The organism is Nocardia sp. NPDC050435 (assembly GCF_040655395.1).
GTDB lineage: Bacteria > Actinomycetota > Actinomycetes > Mycobacteriales > Mycobacteriaceae > Nocardia.
Genome location: NZ_JBFAJW010000019.1, coordinates 37,944 through 60,227 on the forward strand (window position 1 = coordinate 37,944; position 22,284 = coordinate 60,227).

A 22,284-nucleotide genomic window follows, 5' to 3' on the forward strand; every position below is an offset into this window, starting at 1 on the left:
GTGGCAGTCCCGTCCGGGACTGCCACCCGCGAAGCTGACCGTCAGCGGTTCTGATAACCGGCCTGGCGGGCATCATCGATATCGGCCTCCGCGCGTGCCTTCTCGGCGGCGGCTTCCTTCTTGGCTGCCTCACGCTGGGACTCGGCCTTGTCCTGCTGGGCACGGCCTTCGTCCTTGAGGCCCTCGTTGCCGGTCACGATGCCGGCGGCCTCCTTGGCCTTGCCCTTCACGTCCTCGACGACGCCTTCGATTCCTTCACGGGGTCCGCTCGTATGCTCGGGCACTTCTACCTCCAATAGCAGGCGACTGCTGACACTTGCGGCATACCCGTCTCAGACGAGTGAAACGTGTGGCAGATGCCACATGCCTACCGGAGGAATGGACGGCGCCGGGCTGGGTACGCCGACGCTCAGGCCGGGACGCCCATGCCCTCGGCCAGCATCGGCCACGACTTGTGCAGCGCCTCTTCCCAATACGGCCAGTAGTGCGTGCCGACCGGGTTGAACTGGTAGGTCGCCGGGATGTTCAGCGAATCGAGGCGGTTCTTCAGGTTCACCGAGCACGCGTTGGTGGCGCCCTCGATGATCATGCCGAGGCTCAGGTTGACCGCACCCATCGGGCCGGGCGCCTGGTTCAGGTAGTACAGGACGTCGGCGGCCACCGGGATGCCGCTGCCGCTGGAGATGTAGAGCTTGGTGCCACGCAGCTTCTCGGCGTTGATGACCGGGTCGTTGGCGGTCCAGAGCGGGCTGTCGTCCGGGCCGTACATGTTCTCGGTGTCACCGCCGGCCCAGGTCTCGACCGAGAACTTCACGGCCTGGCGGCCGATCGGGTCGGCGATCTGCGCGCAACCGCTGTAGGCGGCGACCGACTTCCACAGACCCGGCTTGGCCTCGGCCAGCTGCAGCACCGAGGTGCCGGAGGTGGACAGGCCGGCCAGCGAGTTCAGGCCGGTCGAGTTCAGGGTGTCGTCCAGCAGCGGCGGCAATTCCTCGGTGAAGAAGGTCTGCCACTTGTTCAGGCCCAGTTCCGGATCGGCCTTGATCCAGTCGGTGTAGTAGCTGCCCCGGCCGCCGATCGGCAGGATGACATTGACCGGCTTGTCGGCCAGGAACTGCAATGCGTCCGTGCGGGCCTGCCAGCTCGCGCTGCCCTCACCACCGTCGAGTCCGCTGAGCAGCCACATGTTCGGCGCCGGCTTCGAATCGTCGAGCGGGCGCTGCACCTCGACCGGGATCTCGGTCTGCATCGCGGCCGAGTAGACCTTCAGATGCCAGTTGCGTCCCTCCTTGACCACGGAGGTGACGGCCGAGGGCTTGTCCGGGGCCGCCGAAGCGGTGCCACCGAGCAGCGTCGTCGAGAGTGCGGCGGCGAGGGCGACCGCGGCGGTGTTGCGTAGGGCAGATAGCTTCACCGCATCTACGTCTGTCGCCGAGGCCGAATTGTTACGCGGAAGTGCTGTGCGTCACCGCCGCGACCGATCAGGAATCGAGAAGCTCGGGGCGGCGGTGCGCGCCTACCGTCATTACCAACGGCGATAACGCCGAACGCACCGAATACGACGGAGGCAGACAATGACCGACAAGCAGCGCAAGGCCGGCACCCCGGGCGCGTTCTCCCTGTGGATGCAGAAGAAGATGAATGCCCGCATGAATCGCAAGGTCCGCAAAGGCAAGGGCGGATTCGCGGGTATGGAGGTGCTGATCCTGAACACCGTCGGCTCGCGCAGCGGCGAGCCCCGGGAAACGCCGGTGGCCTGGTTCGACGACGGCGCCGGCGGGCGCCTGGTGATCGCCTCCGGCGGCGGCTCCCAGCACCCCGCCTGGTTCACCAACCTCATGGCGCATCCGGAAAAGGCGTCGATCGAACTGCCCGGCCGCGACCCGGTTTCGATCACCCCGCACAAACTCGCCGGCGCCGAACGCGCACAGGCCTTCGAAATCATCGCCGCGGCCCAGCCGCGCATCGCGAAGTATCAGAGCAAGTCCGACCGCGAATACCCGGTGGTGCGCCTCGTTTAAGCGGTTTCCGCCACCCGCGCCTTCCGGAGATGGAAATCGGCGGTGTCGGGAGCGGCGAGCATTGTTTCCATGGTGGCGCGGTCGAAGGGCAGCAGATCAATGGTTCCGCCCTCGGTGAAATACCAGGAGTCGCAGCCGGTATTCCAGACCGTCGGGCCGAGCGCCGCGGCGACCTCGGCTTCGAACCGCTCGGTGGCCTCGGCGCTGACCTCGACCGTGTCGAAATCGCCCGCGCTCCAGCGCTGGATCCACGCCGTGATGTAGCGGGCGGTCACCTCCGCGGCGTGGTGCAGCGGAATCGAGCCGGTCGGCGAGTTCGGGCCGAGCACGGTGAACAGGTTGGGGAAACCGGGGAGCGCGGTCATCCGGTAGGCGCGCGGGCCACGCGCCCAGGCCTCGTCGATCGAGAGGCCGTCGCGGCCCACCAGATTCATCGGCCGCATGTAGTCGTGGGCGCGGAAGCCGGTGGCGAAGACGATCAGGTCGACCTCGTGCTCGCGCCCGTCCGCGGTCCGGATGCCGGTCGGGGTGACCCGCTCGATGCCCGCGCCGACCAGTTCGGCGTTGCGGGCCCGCAGCGCGCGATAGTAGCTGCCGGAGAGCACCTGTCGTTTGCACAGCGGTTCGTAGTCGGGGGTGAGCCGGGCCCGCAGCTGCGGATCGGGCACCTGCGCCCGCAGGCTCCAGCGGGCGTACTCCTGCACGGCGCGGCGCCGCCAGCTGGGCCGGGTGACGATGTCGGTGAACAGCTTCGCGCCGAGCATGCCCGCCCGGTAGAGCGCCTTGTTGACCTCGGGCAGCCGGTCCAGCACCGCGCCCACGGCGGCGGGCTGCGGCAGCCACATCGGGGCCCAGAGCACCCACTGCGGGCTGCGCACGAAATGGGTGAGCCGGGCGGCCTCGGGTTGCAGCGCCGACACCACCTGCACGCCGGTGGAGCCGGTGCCGATGACGGCGATGCGCCGGCCGGCGGTCGGCATGCTGTCGTCCCAGCGGGCGGTGTGCAGCACGTCGCCGGTGAACTCGTCGAGTCCCGGGAGCTCGGGCTGCGCCGGGTGGTGCAGCACGCCGGTGGCGGCGATGACGAAATCGGCCTCGTGCACGGTGCCGTCGCCGGTTTCGACGCGCCACCCGGCGCCGGTGAACCGGGCCGCCACCACTTCCGAGTTCAGGCGCAGGTGCGGGCGCAACGCGAACTGGTCGACGACGCCGGCCAGGTAGCGCTGGATTTCCGGACCGGGCGCGAAGACCGAGGACCACTTCGGGTTCGGGGCGAAGCCGAACTGGTACAGCTGCGAGGGCACGTCGCAGGTCAGGCCCGGGTAGTGGTTCCAATGCCACACCCCGCCCACGTCCGCGCCCTTCTCCAGCAGCACGAAGTTGTGGAACCCGTTGCGCTGCAAGGTGATAGCACTGGCGATCCCGGACACCCCCGCGCCGATGACCACGATCCGCGGCTCCCGCGGCGCGGTCGGCGCCGCACCCTGCCCCGCGGCCGCCGAACCGGACCCCATCATGGCCAACCTCCTTGTTGGATACCGCCAGTTTTCGAATACCGACGGTATTTGGAGTCCGATGATCTGTCAATCGAGCGGCGTTTGCCGCCCGGCTCGCCGGGTAGCCCGCGAGGGTCCCGAGCCGACAGTCCCAGGAGGTAGCGATGCAGATCGGGTACAAATTGGCCGCGGAGGGTTTCGGCCCCAAGGAACTGATCCGGCAGGCGGTGCTGGCCGAACAGGCCGGCTTCGATTTCGTCGAGATCAGCGACCATTTCCATCCCTGGCTGGACAACCAGGGCCACTCCCCCTTCGCCTGGACGGTGCTGGGCGCCATCGCCGCCGAGACCGACCGCATCGGACTGGCCACCGGCGTCACCTGCCCGACGCTGCGCTACCACCCCGCGATCGTGGCTCAGGCCGCCGCCACCCTCGCGCTGGTGTCGGACGGGCGCTTCACGCTGGGCGTCGGGTCCGGCGAACGCCTCAACGAGCACATCGTCGGCCTGGAATTCCCCGACGCGGTGCGGGTGCGCCAGGACATGCTGCGCGAAGCGCTGGAGATCATCCGGCTGCTCTGGAGCGGCGGCTACCAGTCCTACGAAGGCCAGTACCTGCAACTCTCGGACGCCCGGGTCTTCGACCTGCCCGACGAGTTGCCCGTCATCGCGGTGGCGGCCGGCGGCCCCTCGGCCGCGAAGCTGGCCGCCGAACTCGGCGACGGCTTGTTCACCACCGAAGCCGACGCCGAACTGGTGCAGCACTATCGGCGCGCGGGCGGGACGGGCCCGCGCTACGGCGAGGTGCCGGTGGCGTGGGCCCCGGACGAGCACACCGCCGCGAAGGCCGCCTGGGAGACCTCGCGCTGGGCGCTGACCGGCTGGCCCGTGATGGCCGAGCTGCCCAACCCCAAGAACTTCGCCGCGGCGAGCGCCACCGTGCGCGAGGAGGACATCCTCGAGCAGTTCACCTGCGGCACCGATCCCGAACGGTTCGTGGCGGCCGTCAAGCGGTACACCGACGCCGGCTTCGACCACCCGGTGCTGCAGAACGCCGGGCCCGACCCGGACGGATTCCTCGAGTTCTACCGGACCGAACTCGCCGAGCGGCTGCACAGCCTGGAGCCGGTGCCCGTCTCCTGAGATCCGAGGTTTGCCGACAGGCTGCTCGCACGTGACGGCGCCACATCGCGGACCGGTTATCGTGGACGCCTTCACTGGGCGATGACCCGAGGATGTCCATGACCGAGTTCGATCCCGCCGCAACGCCGCTGCGGGCCGAGTTGGAACAGCTACGCGACCGGGCACTCGCGCTGGTCGGCGCCTTCAGCGCGGACGCGCCGCCCTACGACGCGCTGCCGGCCTCGCTGATGGACGCGGACTTCGTGCCCAGCGCCACCCTCAACGTCACGCTGTTCTTCCGGTATCTGATCGAGGGCGCCGCGCCCACCGCCGAGGAGATGGCCCCGCTGGTGCTGCGCGCGGTCACGCTGGTGCACGACGGAATGCCGCTGGTCGACGTGCTGCACAACTACCGGATCGGCATCGAATTCCTGTTCACCCAGCTGATTCCGGTGGTCGGCGAGTCGGGCACTGTGGCCGATATCGCGCTGCGGGTGACCGACTATCTCGGGCTGATCATGTCCCGGATCACCGTCGCGCTGGTCGAGGAGGCCCGGCAGCCGCGCTGGGATCTGCTCGAACGCCAGCGCGAGGTCGTCGACGCGCTGCTGACCGGCCGCGACCCGGCGCCCTGGGCCCAGGATCCGGAAACCCCCGTCGGCACCGCGTTCCTGGTGGCGGTGGTGCGGCTCGGCGAGCCCGCGCCCGGCGCGCTGACCGGCCTGCGCGGCCGGCTGAACACGGTGCCCGGCACCCTCATGCATCGCGACAGCGGCGGCTGGACCGCGCTGGTGCCGATGCGGCCCGAGGACGGCGCGAACCCGGCGGCGGCGCTGTCGACCCGGCTGGGATTCACCGCGGCGCAACCACATCCGGACCTCTGGATCGGCGTCGCCGCCGCTCCCGCGCGGGCCGGGGTGCCCGCCGCCTACGCCGAGGCGCAGATCGTGGCCGAGGTGGCCCGCTCGCTGCGCCGGCCCGAGATCGTGTGCGCGCGGGCGGCCATGGTGTTCGAGTACGCCATCGCCACCTCGGGACCGGCCCGCCCCGGGCTGGCCGCCCTGCTCGATCCCCTGGACCACCAGGCCGCGCTGGCGCTGACCTTGGACGCGTTCATCGAGCAGCAGTTCAACCACAACGCGGTGGCCCGGGCCCTGTTCATCCATCGCAATACGGTGAACTACCGGCTCACCCGGATCGCCGACCTGACCGGTCACGATCCGCAGCGTCCCGAGGGCATCGCCACGCTGATGGCGGCGCGGGTGGCGCGCCGGCTCGAATCGAACCCCGCCCGGGCCTGACCGTGCACTTGCACAAATCGCCCTGACCAGCGTCGTCCGTCTGCCGATAGTGCGTCGGCCCTGGTTGCTGTGTGCTGGACCATAGGCGCCGGACAGCTGTGTCCGGCCACACAGGAACGACGAGGTTACTGCGAAATGGCCAGGAAGAATCTCCGACGACTCGTGCTCGCCGCCGCGGCCTGCGCGATGGCGAGCGGCGTGGGTGTGGCATCCGCGCAACCGGGACTCCCGGCCTTTCCGCCGGATCAGAACCAGCTGCCGCAACTGCCCGCGGAACCGCAGCTCTACGACGCGCTGCCGATCCCGACGCCCGCCGAGGATCCCTGGTACGCCGACCCACCCAATCTGGAATCGTTCGCACCCGGCGCGGTCGTGCGCAGCCGCGAGGTGCAGACCCGCCTGCTCGGCATCCCGTTCCCGGTGTACACCAAGCAGTTGCTGTACCGGTCCAACGATGTGCACGACAATCCGATCGTGACCGCCACGACGGTGATCGTGCCCGGCATTCCGTGGCAGGGCAGCGCGCGGCCGGTGGTGTCGTTCCAGGAGGCCATCGACTCCACCAGCTCGACCTGCAACCCCTCCTACACGCTGCAGACCGGCACCATGAAAGAGGCCGCGCTGGCGGTGTATTGGCTGACGCAGGGCTTCGCCATCAACGTCCCCGACTTCGACGGCAAGTTCAACACGTTCAACACCTACGCCGAGGGCAAGATGGTGCTGGACAGCCTGCGCGCCATGAAGAACGAGGCGAGCCTGGGGCTCGCCGATTCCGGGATCGCCCTCTACGGCTACTCCGGCGGCGGTTCCGGGTCCCTCCGCGCCGCCGAACTGCGGCAGAGCTACGCGCCCGACGTGCGGCTGCTCGGCACCGCCATCGGCGGTACGCCCGGCAACCTGGTCGAGCAGGCCCGCTTCGCCACCGAGCAGCAGCCCGGTCTCACAGGCATCAGCAACTTCACCATGTGGCTCGGCTTCGCATCGCTGTCCCGGGAGTACCCCGAGGCGTTCGACGCCCGCGAGTTGCTGACACCGGAGGGGCAGCAGATCCTCGCCGACTTCCAGAGCCGGTGCTACGCGACGATCGCCGCGACCGGCATGTACCGGCCGATCAGCGACTACTTCCAGCCCGGCAAGTCGCTGGAGGGCACGCCCTCGGTCCTGAAGGTGCTCGAGGACAACAGCCTCGGGCAGCACATTCCCGACACCCCGGTGCTGTGGTGGCACGGCGTCTGGGATGAGCTGATCCCGCCCGCCCGGGTGGTGCTACCGACCGTGCAGAGCTATTGGGACCGCGGCGCCGACCTGCGCTTCTACACGGTTCCGGTGCCCGAGCACGTCACCAACGCCGTCACCGGCTGGCCGCCGGCGGTGGCCTGGACCAGCGCCCTGCTGCGCGGCCTGCCGCCGGGCCCGAAGTTCATGGCGGCCTTCGCGCCGCTGCCCCCGGGCTTCCCGGGCGGCTGAGACGCTCAGGCCAGGGCCTGCGCCCAGCACTGCTGGACCCCGGCGGCCACCTCCGCTTCGCCGGCCTCGGTGATCTTTCCGGCGACGACCGGCGCGAAACATCGACGGGCCTTGTCGATCCCGGCCGCCAAGGCCGTCTGGTGGCCGTCGGGCAGGTCGGCGCGCTCCCGCGCGCTGTGCATACAGCGCACCAGCACTTCGAGATTCGCGTCCGTGCCGACTTCGCGGAGCAGCCGGACACAGCTGTTGCTGACGCACGGCAGCAGGGCGTCGGTGCGTTCGCGCACCTGGTCCTCGGCGATGCTGGAGAGCTTGCTCAGGCAGTCGTCCAGCTGCGGGGTGGCGCTCGCGGGTGCGGCCGGCACTGTGAGCACCAGCAGCACACCCAGGACGCCCACCAGTGCGGCGCCGAACCTTCCAGCCATGTTCGCTCCCTTCTCTGCGGCTGCGCAGAGCGGTGGCGGCGGACACCTCCGCTCGGCTCGATAGGCCTTCGAACCTGCCAGATCGGCGGGCCCGATGGTCGAAGCACGGCGGTGTGTCGGGCGGTTCAGTCCGCGGGGTGCCCGGGTTCGAGCTCTGCGACGCCGCGATAGCGCAGGCTGCCACCCGGGCCCGCCGGCGCGGCGGCCGCGGTCGGGGCCAGCAGATGGCCCACGTGGTCGCCGAACTCGACGCGCTGGACGATCGCGCCGGTGAACCACCCGGCGGCGCCGGTCAGGATCGGCAAACCGTGTGGGCCTGCGGTCCATTCGCAATGGTCGAACTTGTCGAGTTCGCTGCCGGTTTCCGCGCCGAACAGCTGCGCCAGGGCGACGCCCGCGCTGTCGAGCAGGTGCACCGCCAGGTGCTCGGCGTTCTGGGCGATGGTGAAGGTGTGATTGGCGGTCGACAATCCGACGAGGAACCGCCGCGGCTCGATGCTCACCTGACCGGCGAAACCGACCAGACAGCCCGCCCGGCGCCCGGCCGCCGCGACCGTCACGATCCACACCGGCGCGTTCGCACGCGCCAGCACCGCGTCGAACGCGCTGCGCGTCTCCTCGCCGATATCGGTCACGACGCAACGGTAACCGCTGGACCGCGCACCGGCGGTTCGCGCCCGAGAATTCGGACAACGTGCCCATACACCAGCGGCGCCGGGAGTGGTAGACACGGAGATGCCACTCGTTCGCGGACATCGACGCCGCCGCGGATCCGGCTCCGGTGCTCAGTAGGTGGTCACGCGGGAAACGAAGGTGACGGCCTCGAGGGAGAATACGGACATGAGCGACATGAGGTGCTGGCATCGGCCCGGCGGACCGGCGGGTGCGGCGGCACTCGCCGCCCGGTAGTTCGATGTCTGACCGGGAAGAACCAGGGCGGGAAGCCGGCGCGCGCGACCGATTACGCGACAAGCTGGCGGAAATGAAAGCCGCCGAGGCCGAGGGCGGATCGAAGATCATTCGATTGCCGCGCCGCCCGCGACGGGTGGGCGACGAAGCCCCCGAGCATCCGGCGGAGCCGTGGCGGTCCGAGGCCAACGATCCGGCGCCCACCCGGCCGGTGCTGCGCTCGGAACTGCAGCGCGAGACCGGATGGTGGCCGGTCGATCCCGGCGCGGCGCCGTACTCCGCCGCCGACCGGTCCGGCGACGGCGAGCACGAGGGCAGCGTCGTGGATCTCGAGGCCCTGCGGCGCAAGCGCGCCGGGGCGCCGGCCGGGGGTGGGCGTCGTATGGCCAAGCCGCGCCGGATCAAGAAGGATCCGGGCGACGCGGAGACCGACCAGGTCGACTGAGCGGGATCCCGCACCGGGATCCCGCCTGCTTCGGGTCAGGCGTCGAGGGCCGCGGTGATCTTGGCCGCCATCGCCGCCACCGCCGGGTTCGACTTGCCCTGCCCGGCGGCCTCGACAGCCACCAGCACGGTGCCGCGGAAGTTCTCGGCCTCACCCGGATACTGCGCCAGCGCACCCATCGCCGCGCTCAGCGCCGGAAGCACCTGATCGGCCAGCTCGGCCACGTTCTTGCCCGGCAGGCGAACATCCTTCGCCTTCCCCGACAAGACGTGCCCGACCAGACCCGTCGCCGAGGTCAGCGCGATCGACCCCTGCCCGATGCCCTTGTGCGGTGCGCCCGCGGCGGCCAGCAGCCCGACCGCGCCGTAAGCGGCGGTCCGCACGATGCTCTTGTCCTGATCGGTGACGGTGACGGTGATCGACATGATGTTCTCCTCGGTGGGGTCCGGAACCGCTGGGGTTCCGATCGTTTTCTTCGATGCACCTACTTTCACCGGACCCACTGATGCCGAGCTGACACCGGGCTGACACCCGCGCTGATACCGGGACCTGCTCCGCGGCTGCGCGGGGACCTACCCGCCTTGACAGTGCCGCCGCCGCACTGGAACGGTGGAGTCGGCGCTTACCGCCGGATGAGTACGTTCAGCCTGTAGCGGCACTCACGGCCAACCGTAGGCGCGGAGGTTCTCGTGACCGTCCAGTCTTCACTTTCGCCTGCTCGCAACCGCCCGGCCCGACGCGGCACCGACCCCTACGACGACATCGAGCCCGCACTCGCCGAGCTCGCCGCCCTGGCCCCGGATTCGCGGGAGCACGCCCGCCTGCGCGAAGAGCTCCAGCACCGGTGCCTGCCCTTGGCGGACCACATCGCCCGCCGCTACACCGGCCGGGGTGAAACCTACGACGACCTGTACCAGGTCGCCTGCCTCGGCATGGTCAACGCCATCGATCGCTTCGACAGCACCCGCGAGACGCCGTTCCTGGCCTTCGCGGTCCCGACCATCATGGGCGAGGTGCGCCGCTACTTCCGCGACTTCGGCTGGTCCGTGCGAGTTCCCCGGCGCACCAAGGAAGTCGAGCTCGCTCTCGGCCCCACAGTCGAAGCCCTGACCCAGCGACTGTCCCGCATGCCCACGGCCGTCGAGATCGCCCTCGAACTCGACATCGACCTGACCGAGGTCACCCAGGCCATGCTGGCCGCCAACGCCTACTCCAGCGACTCCCTCGACACCCCCGCCTACGACCAGGCCCCCGAATCCATCGCCGACACCATCGGCACCGACGACCCCGGCTACCAGCTCACCGAGCAGGCCCTCACCATCGCCCCGCTCCTGAACGACCTGCCGGCCCGCGAACGCACAGTCCTGCACCTGCGCTTCTTCCGCGGCTACACCCAGAACCAGATAGCCACCCAGCTAGGCCTCTCCCAGATGCACGTCTCCCGCATCCTCACCCGCACCCTCACCGCCCTGCGCGACCGAGCCCTCCCCGACGACTGATCCCGGCGGGCGTTCAATATTCAGTCGTGTTCAACTAAACTGAACGGCATGGCTGACCGAACGCCCGCCCAGAAACCGGCGCATTCCCTGGCTCCGATGCTCGCGGAATACTCGATCGGTCTGTCCGTCCAACAGTGGACTTCCGAGCAGACGGCGATCGTCACCTTGAGCCGCGGGCCGCTCAGCGCGACATATCGCATGGCATGGTTGCCGCACGCGACCCTCTCGGAGTTGTCTCGGCTCGACAACTCCGACAGCACGCGCCGGCTACTGGTGGCCAGCCCGCACATATCGAGCCGGACGGCCGACGCCCTCCGCGGCGCGGACATCGACTACATCGACCACGCGGGTAATGCTCACATCGCCTTCGACACGGTGTTCATCGATGTTCGTGGTCGGCGCGGTCCGGTCGTGGCGCGAGACCCGCGGCCGACTCACGCCAACCTGTTCAGCGCCAGACGGATGCAGGTGCTCTTCGCGCTCTTGGCCTGGCCCGACGACCTCGCGGACATGCCCGTCCGCAGGATCGCGGAGGCCGCCGGAACCTCCGTGGGGATCGCGCAATCGACACTCGAGATCATGAAGGAGTCCGGCTACCTGATCACCGGGTCGATACGGCGGCGCGAAGAGCTTCTCGATCTCTGGGCAGCCGCGTTCCGGAATGCTCTCCTACCCAAGATCCGGCTTCGCTCGTTCGAAGGCGATATCGGCCAGTGGTCGCCCTCGTCGAGTGAGTTGGTCAGCGGCGAATCGGCCGTGGATCTCATCCGGCAACCACAAACGCTGACGATCTATACCAAATACTTCGATCTTCGTGACGCAGTGCGCCACGGATGGCAGCAGACCGCTAGCCCGAATATCGAAGTCCGACAGCAGTTCTGGAACGAACCGCCCTGGGCCACAGCGTCCGATGCCGGTGGCGCATTCGCGAGCTCGTCCGCCCCGGCGCCGCTGGTCTACGCGGATCTGCTCGCCGCCGACGAGCCTCGGCAACTCGAGGTCGCACAGCTTCTCCGGAGGGAGCAGCTTGTTTGATTTGCGCCGCATCGAGACACACTCGCTGGATCTGCGCTCCACCAACGACCTGGATATCGGTCTGGCGGTTCAAGGGCATACCGAGTACCGCCAGATCGTTCCGAGATTGCCCAGATCGCGAAGCACCGACGTCCGTTTGTGATCGCCGGTATCGCGGTGGACCTCGTGCCTTTCGGCGAAATCGAAGATCCGGCGGGAACCACGTCATTGCCCGGTCGCACCCGGACCCTCGACGTCTTCGGCTTCCAGGAGGTCTTCGATCACGCCGTCGACTTATCCCTGCCCAGCGGCTATCGGGTACGTATGCCGACACCGGCGGGTTACGTTGCCCTGAAGCTGAAGGCATGGTGCGACCGATCCCTCAATGGTGAATACAAGGACGCGGGAGACCTGGCGATCGCCGCCGGAGATCTCCGATGTCCTGGGCCGTGCCCGCGTGGCCGAACTCGCAGCCGCGTGGAGCAGCACGGACCTCGATCTACTGGCCCGATACTTCACCCGGCACAGCGTCAGGATCCAACCCGACCGCACGGCCGCGAAGGGATTGGTACGTGCCCTGACGGCATTTCTCACAGCGTGAGGACTCACTCGCAGCAGGCGGCATAGGAATTTCCTATGCCGCCTGCTGTTTTTTGGTCTTTGCATGCGGTCTTTTCCCGGACATACGGTGAAAACAGCCCGACGGGGACCGGCAGCGATTTCTCCGAATATCAACGCTCCGAGTCACATTCATCGCCGGTCGGGCAGAAATCATGTCATCGAAAGGACCGCTGGAATGGACGCGAAGGAAAGCAGTTCGGGCACAGGGGACCTCGCGGGTAAACGAGCGCTGGTGACAGGCGGCACCCGGGGCATCGGGGCGGCGATCGTCCGCCGGCTCCGAAACGCGGGCGCCGAGGTTCTTGCCACCGCCCGATCGGAGCGCGCGACACCGGACGAAACCGCTTTCGTGGCGGCCGATGTGCGGACGCGGGAAGGCGCGCAAGCGATCGCCGCGGCCGCACGGGAGAAGCTCGGCGGCGTGGACATCCTGGTGCACAACGCGGGCGGCGCAGCCCCTTACCCGGGCGCGCTGGCGATCCCGGATGCCGCCTGGCAGGACGCCCTGAACCTGAACTTCCTGGCCTCGGTGCGGCTGGACGCGCTGCTGGCACCGGACATGCGGGACCGGCGCTCGGGGACGATCGTGCACATCTCCTCCGCCGCGACACCCACCGCGGCCCCGCCGTTTCTGCACTACACGACGGCGAAAGCGGCGCTGGAGAACTACAGCCGGGGTTTGGCCGCGGAACTGGCCCCCTTCGGAATCCGGGTCAACACCGTGTCACCCGGCCGCACCGCCACCCCCGGCGGCACCGCCACCCGCGAGCAGTGGGCCCGCCTGGACACGGGCCCGGGTCAGGACAACACCGCCCCACCCCTGGGCCGCGACGGGCAGCCCGACGACATCGCCGACGCGGTGCTGTTCCTGGTCTCCGACCGCGCGGGCTGGCTTACCGGCAGCAGCCTCGTCGTCGACGGCGGCGAATTTCCGCGCGGATGAACACTTTTCGAGAATGGAGCAATCCCCCATGGGTGCATATCGTGGCAAGAATGTCGTGATCACGGGCGGCGGCAGCGGCATGGGCCTCGCACTGGCGAAATTGCTGACCGAGGGCGGCGCCCGCGTCGTGATCACCGGTCGCTCGCAGGCGACGCTCGACGCCGCCCGGGAAGAGCTGGGCGACAACGTCATCACCGTGCGCGGCGATGTGGCCGCGCTGACCGACCTGGACGCGCTGGCGGCACGGGTGCGAATCGAGCTCGGCACCATCGATGCCCTGTTCGTGAATGCCGGCATCGCCCCCCTCACGCCCTTCGAGTCGACGACGGAGCAGATGTTCGACGAGTTGTTCGCGATCAACGTCAAGGGCGCCTTCTTCACGGTGCAGAAGCTGGCTCCGCTGCTCGGCGCCGGCGCGGGCGTCGTGCTCACCACCTCGAACGTGAACGTGCTGGGCATGAGCGAGACCAGCGTCTACGCGGCGGGTAAGGCGGCACTGCGGTCGATGGCCCGCAGCCTCTCCCGCGAATTGCTGCCGCGCGGAGTTCGTGTCAACGCGATCAGTCCCGGCCCCATCGACACGGGAATTCTGGAGAATTCGATGACCGCGGCGGCCGCCGAACAGTTCAAAGCGGAACGCGTCGCGGACAATCCGATGCAGCGCTTCGGCACACCCGACGAAATAGCCAGGGCCGCCGCGTTTCTCGCTTTCGAGGCCACCTACGCGGCGGGCACCGAGTTGGTGGTGGACGGCGGCGTCACCCAGCTCTGAGCGGGCCGGTGCCAGCGCTGTGCGCCCAGCAGATCGAGCAGGGCGGTCTCGGCCGGCCCCGCGTCCTGCCGGAGCACGGCGACGACGGGCTGCGACACGGGCGGGACCACCGGACGGGCGAGGTGCTCGTCACCGGACGGCACCGCCGAGGCCGGGACGAGCGCCACTCCCAGTCCGTGCGCGGCCCAGCGCACGGCCGTCGCGGTCTGCGACACCCGGGCGGCCGTGGCGTGGGTCAGGGCGTGGTCGCGCAGCACGCCCGTCAGCACACCGTCGAGCGCGCTGTCGCGGTCGAACCGCACCCACGATTCCCCCGCCAGCGCCGCGAGTTCGACGGTGTCCCCGGCGAGCAGCGGGTGCCCGGCGCCCAGCACCACGACGAACTCCTCGTAGCCGAGGTGGTGGGCGTCGGCCGGGCCGCGCTCGCACGCCGCCATCAGGGCGAGGTCCAAGACGCCCTTGCGGCACAACCGTTCCAGTTCGGCGGAATTCGCCTCCTCGAACACGGTGACTTCCAGCCGCGGGAAGCGGCGGCGCAGCGTGCCCAGCACGCCCGGCAACTGCCGCGCGCCGAAGCCCAGCTGCGCCGCCACCACCAACTCGCCCTCCAACTCCGCGCCACCGGCCCGCGCCGTCGCCCGCGCCCGCCGCGACGCGTTCACCGCGATCTCCGCCTCCCGCAGGAACGCCCGGCCCACCACGGTCGGGACGAGTCCGGTCGGCGTGCGGGCGAACAGCGCCACGCCGAGTTCCCGTTCCAGGCCGCGAATCTGCTGTGACATCGACGGTTGCGCGACGTGCAGTAGCTCCGCCGCCGCCGTCACCGAGCCCGCTTCCGCGACGGCCAGCGCGTATTCGAACTGCCGAAGACTCATCGGCGTCCGCCTCCATCCCTGTGGTAGTCGGTGGTACAACACCGCGGGCGGAGTGTTTACTCCGGCGTCAGCGAGCAGCCGTAGGCACCAGATCGAAGTGATCGGTCTGGTACTGGAAGAGCAGGCATTCGGTGCCCGCCACGCAGCCGCTCAGGTGCGGGACATCGGCGGACAGGGTGTAGAAGGAACCGGCGGGGTACTCGGTCCGCTTACCGTCGAACACGGCGTAGAAGGTGCCGCTGAGAACCACGGTCGGCAGGTCGCTGGTGTGGATGTGCATCGGATTGTCTTTCCCGGCAGGGAATTTCACGAACGCCTCGTACGGCCCGTGCCCGGCCAGATCACCGCGGACATCGGCGAACCGGACGCCGCCGCTGTCGGGCAGGTCACGCCAGACCAGGTCGGCGGCCGGGAACGAGACGGCGGGCCCCTGCCCGGCCGGGCTCGGTGTCGTCGGGGCCGGTTCGGCGGAGGTGGTCGTGCAGGCGGCGGCCGAGACCGCCACGGCCAGCACCGGCAGGATGGTGCGCGCGATACGACGCGAATTCATGGGGTTCCTCTCCCGGGTTGTTCGGTGTCGGCGTCAACGATCGCGCGACCGGCCCGGCTCGGACAGTGGCTCGTGTGCCTACAATCAACGGAATCGGGCCAGCGACAGGAGGCAGCAGTGGACGTGATCGCTGTCGTGGCCTTCGACCGGATCAACCCGTTCCACCTGTCGGTGCCCTGCCTGGTGTTCGGCGAGGAGCAGCCCTCACCGGAGCTGCCGCCGTGCGAGATCCGGGTGTGCACGCCCGGCGCGGCCCCGATCACCACCACCGCCGGTTTCACCGTCGCCACCGGTCACGGCCTGGACGAGGTGGCGAGCGCCTCGATGGTGATCGTGCCCAGCTGGCCGGATCCGGAGCTCCCCGCGCCGCCCGCCATCACCGAGGCGATCCGCAACGCCCACGACAACGGCGCCCGCGTCGTCGGCCTGTGCCTGGGCGCGTTCGTCGTCGCCGACACCGGCCTGCTCGCGGACCGGCCCGCCGCCACCCACTGGAAATGGGCCGACGTCTTCGCCCGCCGATTCCCCGACGTCCGCCTCGATCGCGAATCCCTCTACGTCGACGACGGCGACATCGTCACCTCGGCCGGCACCACCGCCGCCCTCGACACCTGCCTGCACCTGCTGCGCCGACAGCACGGCGCCGAACTCGCCAACCGAGTCGCCCGCCGCCTCGTCACCCCGCCGCACCGTGAGGGCGGCCAAGCCCAATTCATCGAACACCCCTTGCCCGCAACAGGTTCCACACACCCTCTGACCAGCACCCTGCACTGGGCGATCGAACACCTCGACGAAACCCTCACCGTCGACCGACTCGCCGCCCACGCCAACATGAGCCGCCGCACCTTCACCCGCCGCTTCCGCGAAACCGCCGGCACCGGCGTCGCCGCCTGGATAGCCACCCAGCGCATCGCCATGGCCCAGCGCCTGCTCGAAACCGGCGACCACTCCATCGATCGCATCGCCGACCTCTGCGGATTCGGCAGCGCGGTCACCATGCGAGAACAATTCTGGCGTGCCCTCGGCACCACCCCCTCCGCCTACCGCAAAACCTTCCGCGGCCCAGCACCCGCCTCTCCGTAGCCCCGGTCCCACCGACAACCGAACTCGAGAGCGATTGCCCACCGCCTCACACCTCCGCTCCCGTACCGCCGCACAGCGATAAGAATCGGACGCAACATATTTCGCGCACCCAGAGCGGTACGCGGCCTGCACGGCTACCGTTTTCCCATGGTGTGGCTATGAACAAGTCGAACAACGTCCAGCACGAGGTGACCAGGAGTGCGCCGTTTCAGGTGGCGGTGCGGGTGGGCCTGGTGGCCTACGGCGTGGTCCATCTTCTCGTGGCCTGGGTCTGTGTGCAGATCGCGCTCGGCGACCTGAACGGTGACGGGGTCGGTAAAGCGGATAAGACCGGCGCGCTGCAGAACCTCGCGGAGAACACCGGCGGCGAACTCGCGCTCTGGCTCATCGCCGTCGGGCTCGGATTCGCGGTGCTCTGGCAACTGCTCGAGACCTGCACCGGCCCGCGGCGCAGCCGCAAAGACAAGACGATGCGCGCCATGAACTTCGGCGAGGCCGTCCTGTTCGGCTACCTCGCCTACAGCGCGGCCAAGCTCGCGAGAGGAAAGCCGGCCTCCTCGACCGACCAGGCGCAACTCGGCCTCGTCGGCAGCATGCTCGACAAGGAGTGGGGCAAGCCGGTGGTCATCGCTCTCGGCCTCGGCATCATCGTCGCAGGCCTGTTCGTCGCCCACCACGGCTGGTCGAAGCGGTTCCGCGAGGAACAGAACTTCGGGAAGGTGAGCCGGTCGATGCAACAGATCGTGATCCGGCTCGGGCAGATCGGATACGCGGCGCTCGGTGCGGTCTACGCCGGAGCGGGGGTTCTCGTCATCGTGGCCGCCGTACAGAGCCAGCCGGAGAAGGCGACCGGCCTGGACGTAGCGCTCAAAACCCTGGCAGCCCAGCCGTACGGCACCGTCCTGCTACTCGTCGTCGCGGTCGGCCTGGCCGCGTTCGGCGCCTTCACGATTTTCGACGCCCGATTCCGCAAGATCCACTAGGTCATAGGGAAGCTCACCGAACAAGCGCGGCGGTCCGGGACGGTCTGATCCGACCGTGCCCGGACGCCCGGCAATCCCACACCTGAGCGCACGCGTTTCCGCCCTTGCCGAGAACCGTGCTGGAACTGGATCAAGGCTGGGTGCAGGCGTGTTGGCGATCGAAGGCGCCGGCGCTTCCGGTGCCGGTGGGCAGGTTGCGGATGGCGTCCGCGTCGGCCTCCGCCGGGGTCGCTCCCTTGCCGAAGCCCAAGATCGGGACTCCTGCGACGATCGAAAGCGGGCTCGTCACGACCGCACCGCAACCGTTCGCGAACGTCACCATCATCCGGCAGTCGATGATGCCTTGCCCTTTGCACGATCGGTCGGCGGCTCGGATGGCATCGGCTTCTGTCGGGTGGTTGACCGAAAACGCGAAGACGTTGCCCCACACACTGAGGGAAATGGCGCCCCACTTCACCGGGTCGGCGGCGGCGGGCGGTGCCGCGAGAACGGCCGCGGCACTCACAGCGCTCACCGAAAGCGCGACAGCCGCAATGGATTTGTTGAACATGTGGCGTGCTTCCTCTGCGCGCCGACCCGGGTGCGGCGATCGCATGGAAGATACCGCAGCGCATGGAATCGGGATCGCCCCGAGTCTTGGGGGCACGGCAAATGACCGTCCGCCGAAACCGTGGACCGGCTCTCCCCCGCGCTACCGGACTGGTTCGGCGTGTCGTGACCGACCACATCGATGGTCACCGCGACTCCCAGCATGCCGGATCCTCACCGCGCCGCCGATCCCGACCGCGTGGGACATGCCGGTCGGTGCCAGACACAACTGTTTCTGGGATATTCGGTGATCCAGTGAAAACCACTCTGCCGCAACGTGAAACGGTCTTCTTCATAGCGGATCAGTTCCACCGTCACCGAATGTCCATCCAGTTCACCGTCGAACCGCAGCCGATTCGGGGCGGGACGCTCGACAACGAAGCTCGCCCACGGTGCGGCAGAGCCGGAAACGTTCCAAGAGTGCAGCATGAGCTGCGGCGCGGCAGCGTTGATTTCCGCCAGCGCGGGCTGGAACCGATCATCCATCGTCTGAATGTCCATCGTGTCGCGCCGATCGAATACCACTCGACGCCAACGTGTTTCATCGCCCAGCAGAGCCGGCACCGATTTCCCGTCCCGAATGAAAGAAGTGACCTCCCATATCCCGTACAACTCCGATCGAGGCGCACGCTGCTGCCATGCCGTGACACCGTTGACCACACCCGCCACCAGCAACCACACCAGTAGTGCCACTTGAATTCTTCCGAGGACCCGTTGTTTATCCGGGTTCCGGAAGGGGTTCGGTGCGGTCGACGGTCCCGTGGCCTTGCCCAGCAGCACCGCTGCAATGCGGCCCGTCTCCGGGGCAACCAGTACCAGCGCCATGAGCAACACATGGAAGGAAAGAATCTTCACCGGCACGTCGTAGGTCATATTCAGAACCCAGACCTGTGCCGCGCTCACCACGGTCAGCAGCGCCCCGGCCACTGCGGTGCGGGGCACCAGAAGTAGTACGCCACAGAGTATTTCCGCGAACCCGAGCAGGCTCTCATACACCGGCGACACCCCGACCTGGCTCCACAGCACGCCCATCCGCGGGAGATCGCCGAACGGCTCCAGCAACCGGGTCAGCGACGGCGACGGCATCTGCAACTGGAAAGCTTTGACGAACCCGTAGCTCAGCATCGTCCCTGCCAGGCATACCCGCAGGAACACCAACAGCCAGCCTGCCGCCGCGCGGTTTTCGGAGCGCCCGCCGTCCAGAACGCTCCACACCGCTGTCACGATTACGGCCGAGACGAGAACGCAGAACACCAACACCCAGTCATAAGCGGTATCGCCGCTGCCCGAGTCCCGGTATACGACGGCGGTATCGAACACCGCGCGCCCCACCCATTCGACCACCGGCTGCGGCCATTTCACGGCGACCGGCCCCCACCACGACCCCAATCCCGGAAATTCCAGGATGACCTGAGACAGCAATGCGAACAGGCCGAAATACACCACCCCGAATCGCACCAAAATCCTGGTGATCGGCCGCCACTCTTCCCCGGTTTCGCGGCCCGGCTCGACAGTTCGAACGCTCATCCCACCCCTGTCGATCCTCCAGGACATTGTTCTGTCCAGGCGAAAGCTTACCGAGCACCACCACTGGAAATGTGGAGACGTTGTGGAGATACTTGGCACGCTGAAATGCCTGTGCACCAGCCGATTCAGGGACTGAGGTATTCCGGCCTAGGCCGATTCGGTCTGTTCACCACACGGTTCAGTCGACTTGCTCCGCCAGCGCCGCCGTCGTCAGCGTGAGGTGCCGAGTCAATATGTCGGCGGCGGCATCGGGATCACGAGCCAACGCCGCCTCCTCCAATCGGCGATGCTCTTCTATTCCGTCACGCTCAGGGTTGCGGTGTGCCGACCAGCGACGGGCCAGCTCGCTCGCGACCCACAGCCGGTCGAAGGTTTCCAGCAAGACCGGGTTGCCGCATCCCTCCAAAAGGGTGCGATGGAATATCCGATGGGCCTCGGCCCATTCCTCGCTGTAGTAGACGCTGTCCGCCGGGGTGAACGGCGGTGTGCGCGCCAGGCGGTGATGAGCAGCGCGCACGTCACCTTCCCACTGGACGTCACCACGTTCGATCGACATCCGCAGCAGGACCGGCTCGACGGTTCGGCGGGCCTCCCCGATCTGTTGCCAGCGGTGAGCGGAAAAGGCCGGGACCGCGAAGCCGCGATTGGTGAGCCGTTCGGCCAGCCCCTCGCCGACCAACCGCACCAGCGCCTCGCGCACCACCGCCAGGCTCACACCGTGCTGCCTGGCCAGATCCTGTGGCTTGAGTGCGTCGCCGGGCGCGTACTCGCCCCGCATGATCGCGGTCCGCAGGTGCGCGTACACCTGCTCGGAAAGCATCTGCTTCGGCGGCTGGTCGGGGATTGTCCGGGTCATGCCCCGATCATAGACGATTTGACAAATCATCGATTATTTTTGCTATCGTCGATCCTGCACGTCCGAGACAACCCGAAAGGCGCGACACGATGAGCGCAAACGATCCCTTCGCCCGCCTCCCCGAGGCAGCCGCATTCACGGTCACCAGCACCACGGTCAGCGCCGGCGCCGCCTGGCCGCCGGCGCAGTGGTCCTCCGGCGCCCCGGGCGGCAAAGACGTTTCCCCGCAGTTGAATTGGAGCGGCGCTCCGGCGGGCACCAAGAGCTACGCCGTCACCGTGTACGACCCCGATGCCCCCACTGGTTCCGGGTTCTGGCACTGGGCCGTCGCCAACATCCCGGCCACGACCACGACCCTTCCCGAGGGCGCCGGAGACGACACGGGCAGCGCCTTGCCGCCCGGCTCCTTCCAATTGCCGAACGACGCGCGCCTGCCTCGATACATCGGCGCGGCACCGCCCGCCGGGCATGGTGCGCACCGCTATTTCGTCACCGTGCACGCCCTGGATGTGGCGGACATCGGCGTCGCCCCCGACTCGACGCCGGCCCTGCTCGGATTCACCATGGCCGGCCACATCCTGGGGCGCGCCACGCTCGTCGCCACAGCCGAGGCGACGCGGTGAATTCGGTTCGAATCGCCGATTCCGCCACCGAGGCCGGTTCCTGGTCGAGACCCGAATCCCTCCCCTGCGCTGTGGAGATCGTTCGTCACTCGCAGCGCGACGGTGACGCCGTCATCCGCTGGGCGGAGGTCATCGTGAACGGCATGCCGATGCCGGCCACCGGCGAACCGCGGGTCGTGCACACGCCTTCCGGCACGCACATCACGCTCGACCTGACCGCGACTTCGGTCAGCATCCGAAACGAGAACGGACTATGAGACTTCGAGGAAAACCATGAGCGAGATCGACCGTATGGACAACAGGACGGTGCTGATCACGGGCGCGACGGACGGGCTCGGCCGCGCACTCGCGATGCGGCTCGGCGCGGCCGGTGCCCGGCTGATCCTGCACGGCCGCAACCCCGATCGGGCCGCGGCGGTCGCCGACGAGGTCACAGCCGCGGGCGGACACGCGCCGCTGATCATCCTGGCCGACCTGTCGCGGCTGGCGGAAGTCGATCGGCTGGCCAACGAGATCATCTCCCGCACTTCGCGATTGGACGTGCTGGTCAACAATGCCGGTACCGGCGGCCGACCGGACGGACAACGCGAGCTCAGCCCCGACGGCAACGAATTACTGTGGGCGGTCAACCATCTGGCCCCCTACCGGCTGACTCGGCGATTGCTTCCGCTGCTACAGGCTTCGGCTCCCACGCGAGTGGTGAACGTAGCCTCTGCCGGGCAGCAGGAGATCGACCTCGACGATCCGACCCCCGAGCACAACTACACCCCCTATGCCGCCTACTGCCGGGCCAAGCTGGCGATGATCATGGCGACCATCGAGTACGCCGAGGAGCTCGACGGCACCGGTGTCACCGTAAACGCCCTGCACCCTGCCACTCTCATGGCGACGACCATGGTGGTCAGCTCCGGCGTTACGCCGATCAGCACCGTCGCCGAGGGAACCGACGCGACCCTCCGACTGATCTGCGACCCTGATCTTTCCCAGACAACAGGCCGGTATTTCAACGGCACCAGGCAGAGCCGTCCGCACCCGCAGGCCGATGATCCGAAGGCGCGCCGCCGCCTGCTCGAAATCAGCGACAGCGCCGCCCATTCCGCATTGGGCTGACAGGCCGCCAGGCTGGTGGCTGCCTTGCCAAGCGTTTCGATGAGAGCGGGCCAGC

The 22,284-nt window shown here is 68.4% G+C and carries 25 protein-coding genes; 14 read left to right on the plus strand and 11 right to left on the minus strand.

Annotated features, from left to right (window positions below; genetic code table 11):
* Positions 1-41 precede the first annotated feature (41 nt).
* Together AB0I43_RS39110 and AB0I43_RS39115 are read right to left on the minus strand one after the other, a co-directional pair.
* Positions 42-284, minus strand: coding sequence for a CsbD family protein (locus tag AB0I43_RS39110; protein WP_357433890.1), 243 nt, complete (start codon positions 282-284; stop codon positions 42-44).
* Between the two features lie 125 nt (positions 285-409).
* Positions 410-1,414, minus strand: coding sequence for an alpha/beta hydrolase family protein (locus tag AB0I43_RS39115; RefSeq protein WP_356980446.1), 1,005 nt, complete (start codon positions 1,412-1,414; stop codon positions 410-412).
* A 160-nt stretch (positions 1,415-1,574) separates the two neighbouring features.
* Between AB0I43_RS39115 and AB0I43_RS39120 the strand changes: the two genes are divergently transcribed.
* Positions 1,575-2,021 carry a nitroreductase family deazaflavin-dependent oxidoreductase gene (locus tag AB0I43_RS39120; RefSeq protein WP_356980447.1) on the plus strand — a complete coding sequence of 149 codons (447 nt, stop codon included), beginning with the start codon at positions 1,575-1,577 and terminating at the stop codon, positions 2,019-2,021.
* Here the strand turns inward: AB0I43_RS39120 and AB0I43_RS39125 are convergent.
* Positions 2,018-3,538 carry an NAD(P)/FAD-dependent oxidoreductase gene (locus AB0I43_RS39125; protein ID WP_356980449.1) on the minus strand — a complete coding sequence of 507 codons (1,521 nt, stop codon included), beginning with the start codon at positions 3,536-3,538 and terminating at the stop codon, positions 2,018-2,020. The genes AB0I43_RS39120 and AB0I43_RS39125 overlap by 4 nt on opposite strands.
* A 143-nt stretch (positions 3,539-3,681) precedes the next feature.
* Here AB0I43_RS39125 and AB0I43_RS39130 point away from each other — a divergent pair, with 143 nt between their 5' ends.
* The 3 genes from AB0I43_RS39130 (at position 3,682) to AB0I43_RS39140 (ending at position 7,406) form a co-directional block, all read left to right on the plus strand.
* Positions 3,682-4,659: an LLM class F420-dependent oxidoreductase gene (locus AB0I43_RS39130; RefSeq protein ID WP_356980450.1), complete on the plus strand. Its 978-nt coding sequence runs from the start codon at positions 3,682-3,684 to the stop codon at positions 4,657-4,659.
* A 98-nt stretch (positions 4,660-4,757) separates the two neighbouring features.
* Positions 4,758-5,939 carry a helix-turn-helix domain-containing protein gene (locus tag AB0I43_RS39135; RefSeq protein ID WP_356980452.1) on the plus strand — a complete coding sequence of 394 codons (1,182 nt, stop codon included), beginning with the start codon at positions 4,758-4,760 and terminating at the stop codon, positions 5,937-5,939.
* A gap of 135 nt (positions 5,940-6,074) precedes the next feature.
* Positions 6,075-7,406, plus strand: a complete 1,332-nt coding sequence (locus AB0I43_RS39140; RefSeq protein ID WP_356980453.1) for a lipase family protein — start codon at positions 6,075-6,077, stop codon at positions 7,404-7,406.
* A 5-nt stretch (positions 7,407-7,411) separates the two neighbouring features.
* Here the strand turns inward: AB0I43_RS39140 and AB0I43_RS39145 are convergent, their stop codons facing one another.
* Together AB0I43_RS39145 and AB0I43_RS39150 are read right to left on the minus strand one after the other, a co-directional pair.
* Positions 7,412-7,831 carry a hypothetical protein gene (locus tag AB0I43_RS39145; RefSeq protein ID WP_356980454.1) on the minus strand — a complete coding sequence of 140 codons (420 nt, stop codon included), beginning with the start codon at positions 7,829-7,831 and terminating at the stop codon, positions 7,412-7,414.
* A gap of 125 nt (positions 7,832-7,956) precedes the next feature.
* Positions 7,957-8,466 carry a flavin reductase family protein gene (locus AB0I43_RS39150; protein WP_356980455.1) on the minus strand — a complete coding sequence of 170 codons (510 nt, stop codon included), beginning with the start codon at positions 8,464-8,466 and terminating at the stop codon, positions 7,957-7,959.
* 278 nt (positions 8,467-8,744) lie between these two features.
* Between AB0I43_RS39150 and AB0I43_RS39155 the strand changes: the two genes are divergently transcribed.
* A complete protein-coding gene (locus AB0I43_RS39155; protein WP_356980457.1) occupies positions 8,745-9,185 on the plus strand; it encodes a hypothetical protein in 441 nt (146 codons plus the stop codon).
* Between the two features lie 35 nt (positions 9,186-9,220).
* On the opposite strand, the gene AB0I43_RS39160 is transcribed toward AB0I43_RS39155, so the two are convergent.
* Positions 9,221-9,610, minus strand: a complete 390-nt coding sequence (locus AB0I43_RS39160; RefSeq protein WP_356980459.1) for a hypothetical protein — start codon at positions 9,608-9,610, stop codon at positions 9,221-9,223.
* 264 nt (positions 9,611-9,874) lie between these two features.
* On the opposite strand from AB0I43_RS39160, the gene AB0I43_RS39165 reads away from it, so the two are divergent.
* The 4 genes from AB0I43_RS39165 (at position 9,875) to AB0I43_RS39180 (ending at position 14,034) form a co-directional block, all read left to right on the plus strand.
* Positions 9,875-10,684 carry a SigB/SigF/SigG family RNA polymerase sigma factor gene (locus tag AB0I43_RS39165; RefSeq protein WP_356980460.1) on the plus strand — a complete coding sequence of 270 codons (810 nt, stop codon included), beginning with the start codon at positions 9,875-9,877 and terminating at the stop codon, positions 10,682-10,684.
* Between the two features lie 48 nt (positions 10,685-10,732).
* A complete protein-coding gene (locus AB0I43_RS39170) occupies positions 10,733-11,719 on the plus strand; it encodes a type IV toxin-antitoxin system AbiEi family antitoxin (protein WP_356980461.1) in 987 nt (328 codons plus the stop codon).
* Between the two features lie 775 nt (positions 11,720-12,494).
* Positions 12,495-13,262, plus strand: a complete 768-nt coding sequence (locus AB0I43_RS39175; RefSeq protein ID WP_356980462.1) for an oxidoreductase — start codon at positions 12,495-12,497, stop codon at positions 13,260-13,262.
* Positions 13,263-13,290: 28 nt separating this feature from the next.
* On the plus strand, positions 13,291-14,034 hold the full coding sequence (locus AB0I43_RS39180; RefSeq protein WP_356980464.1) for an SDR family oxidoreductase: 744 nt from the start codon (positions 13,291-13,293) through the stop codon (positions 14,032-14,034).
* On the opposite strand, the gene AB0I43_RS39185 is transcribed toward AB0I43_RS39180, so the two are convergent.
* Complete coding sequence (locus tag AB0I43_RS39185; protein WP_356980465.1) at positions 13,983-14,909, minus strand: LysR family transcriptional regulator; 927 nt, start codon at positions 14,907-14,909, stop codon at positions 13,983-13,985. The two genes, AB0I43_RS39180 and AB0I43_RS39185, sit on opposite strands and share 52 nt — an antisense overlap.
* A gap of 67 nt (positions 14,910-14,976) precedes the next feature.
* On the minus strand, positions 14,977-15,459 hold the full coding sequence (locus AB0I43_RS39190; RefSeq protein WP_356980467.1) for a hypothetical protein: 483 nt from the start codon (positions 15,457-15,459) through the stop codon (positions 14,977-14,979).
* 117 nt (positions 15,460-15,576) lie between these two features.
* Between AB0I43_RS39190 and AB0I43_RS39195 the strand changes: the two genes are divergently transcribed.
* Both AB0I43_RS39195 and AB0I43_RS39200 read left to right on the plus strand, forming a co-directional pair.
* On the plus strand, positions 15,577-16,542 hold the full coding sequence (locus AB0I43_RS39195) for a helix-turn-helix domain-containing protein (RefSeq protein WP_356980469.1): 966 nt from the start codon (positions 15,577-15,579) through the stop codon (positions 16,540-16,542).
* A gap of 158 nt (positions 16,543-16,700) precedes the next feature.
* Positions 16,701-17,525 carry a DUF1206 domain-containing protein gene (locus tag AB0I43_RS39200; protein ID WP_356980471.1) on the plus strand — a complete coding sequence of 275 codons (825 nt, stop codon included), beginning with the start codon at positions 16,701-16,703 and terminating at the stop codon, positions 17,523-17,525.
* Between the two features lie 130 nt (positions 17,526-17,655).
* On the opposite strand, the gene AB0I43_RS39205 is transcribed toward AB0I43_RS39200, so the two are convergent.
* From AB0I43_RS39205 to AB0I43_RS39215, 3 genes are all read right to left on the minus strand, one after another.
* On the minus strand, positions 17,656-18,075 hold the full coding sequence (locus AB0I43_RS39205; RefSeq protein ID WP_356980472.1) for a DUF4189 domain-containing protein: 420 nt from the start codon (positions 18,073-18,075) through the stop codon (positions 17,656-17,658).
* 212 nt (positions 18,076-18,287) lie between these two features.
* Positions 18,288-19,640: a DoxX family protein gene (locus AB0I43_RS39210; protein WP_356980474.1), complete on the minus strand. Its 1,353-nt coding sequence runs from the start codon at positions 19,638-19,640 to the stop codon at positions 18,288-18,290.
* Positions 19,641-19,818: 178 nt separating this feature from the next.
* On the minus strand, positions 19,819-20,496 hold the full coding sequence (locus AB0I43_RS39215) for a GntR family transcriptional regulator (protein WP_356980476.1): 678 nt from the start codon (positions 20,494-20,496) through the stop codon (positions 19,819-19,821).
* 89 nt (positions 20,497-20,585) lie between these two features.
* On the opposite strand from AB0I43_RS39215, the gene AB0I43_RS39220 reads away from it, so the two are divergent.
* Genes AB0I43_RS39220 through AB0I43_RS39230 form a run of 3 tightly spaced genes read left to right on the plus strand, consistent with a single transcriptional unit; the run spans position 20,586 to position 22,229 of the window.
* Entirely contained in the window at positions 20,586-21,119 is a 534-nt protein-coding gene (locus tag AB0I43_RS39220) for a YbhB/YbcL family Raf kinase inhibitor-like protein (protein ID WP_356980477.1), read from the plus strand.
* Positions 21,116-21,376, plus strand: a complete 261-nt coding sequence (locus AB0I43_RS39225; protein ID WP_356980479.1) for a hypothetical protein — start codon at positions 21,116-21,118, stop codon at positions 21,374-21,376. Before AB0I43_RS39220 ends, AB0I43_RS39225 begins: the two co-directional genes overlap by 4 nt.
* 16 nt (positions 21,377-21,392) lie before the next feature.
* The gene (locus AB0I43_RS39230; protein WP_356980481.1) at positions 21,393-22,229 is read left to right on the plus strand and encodes an SDR family NAD(P)-dependent oxidoreductase; all 837 of its coding nucleotides are present in this window, start codon (positions 21,393-21,395) and stop codon (positions 22,227-22,229) included.
* The last annotated feature ends 55 nt before the right edge of the window (positions 22,230-22,284 follow it).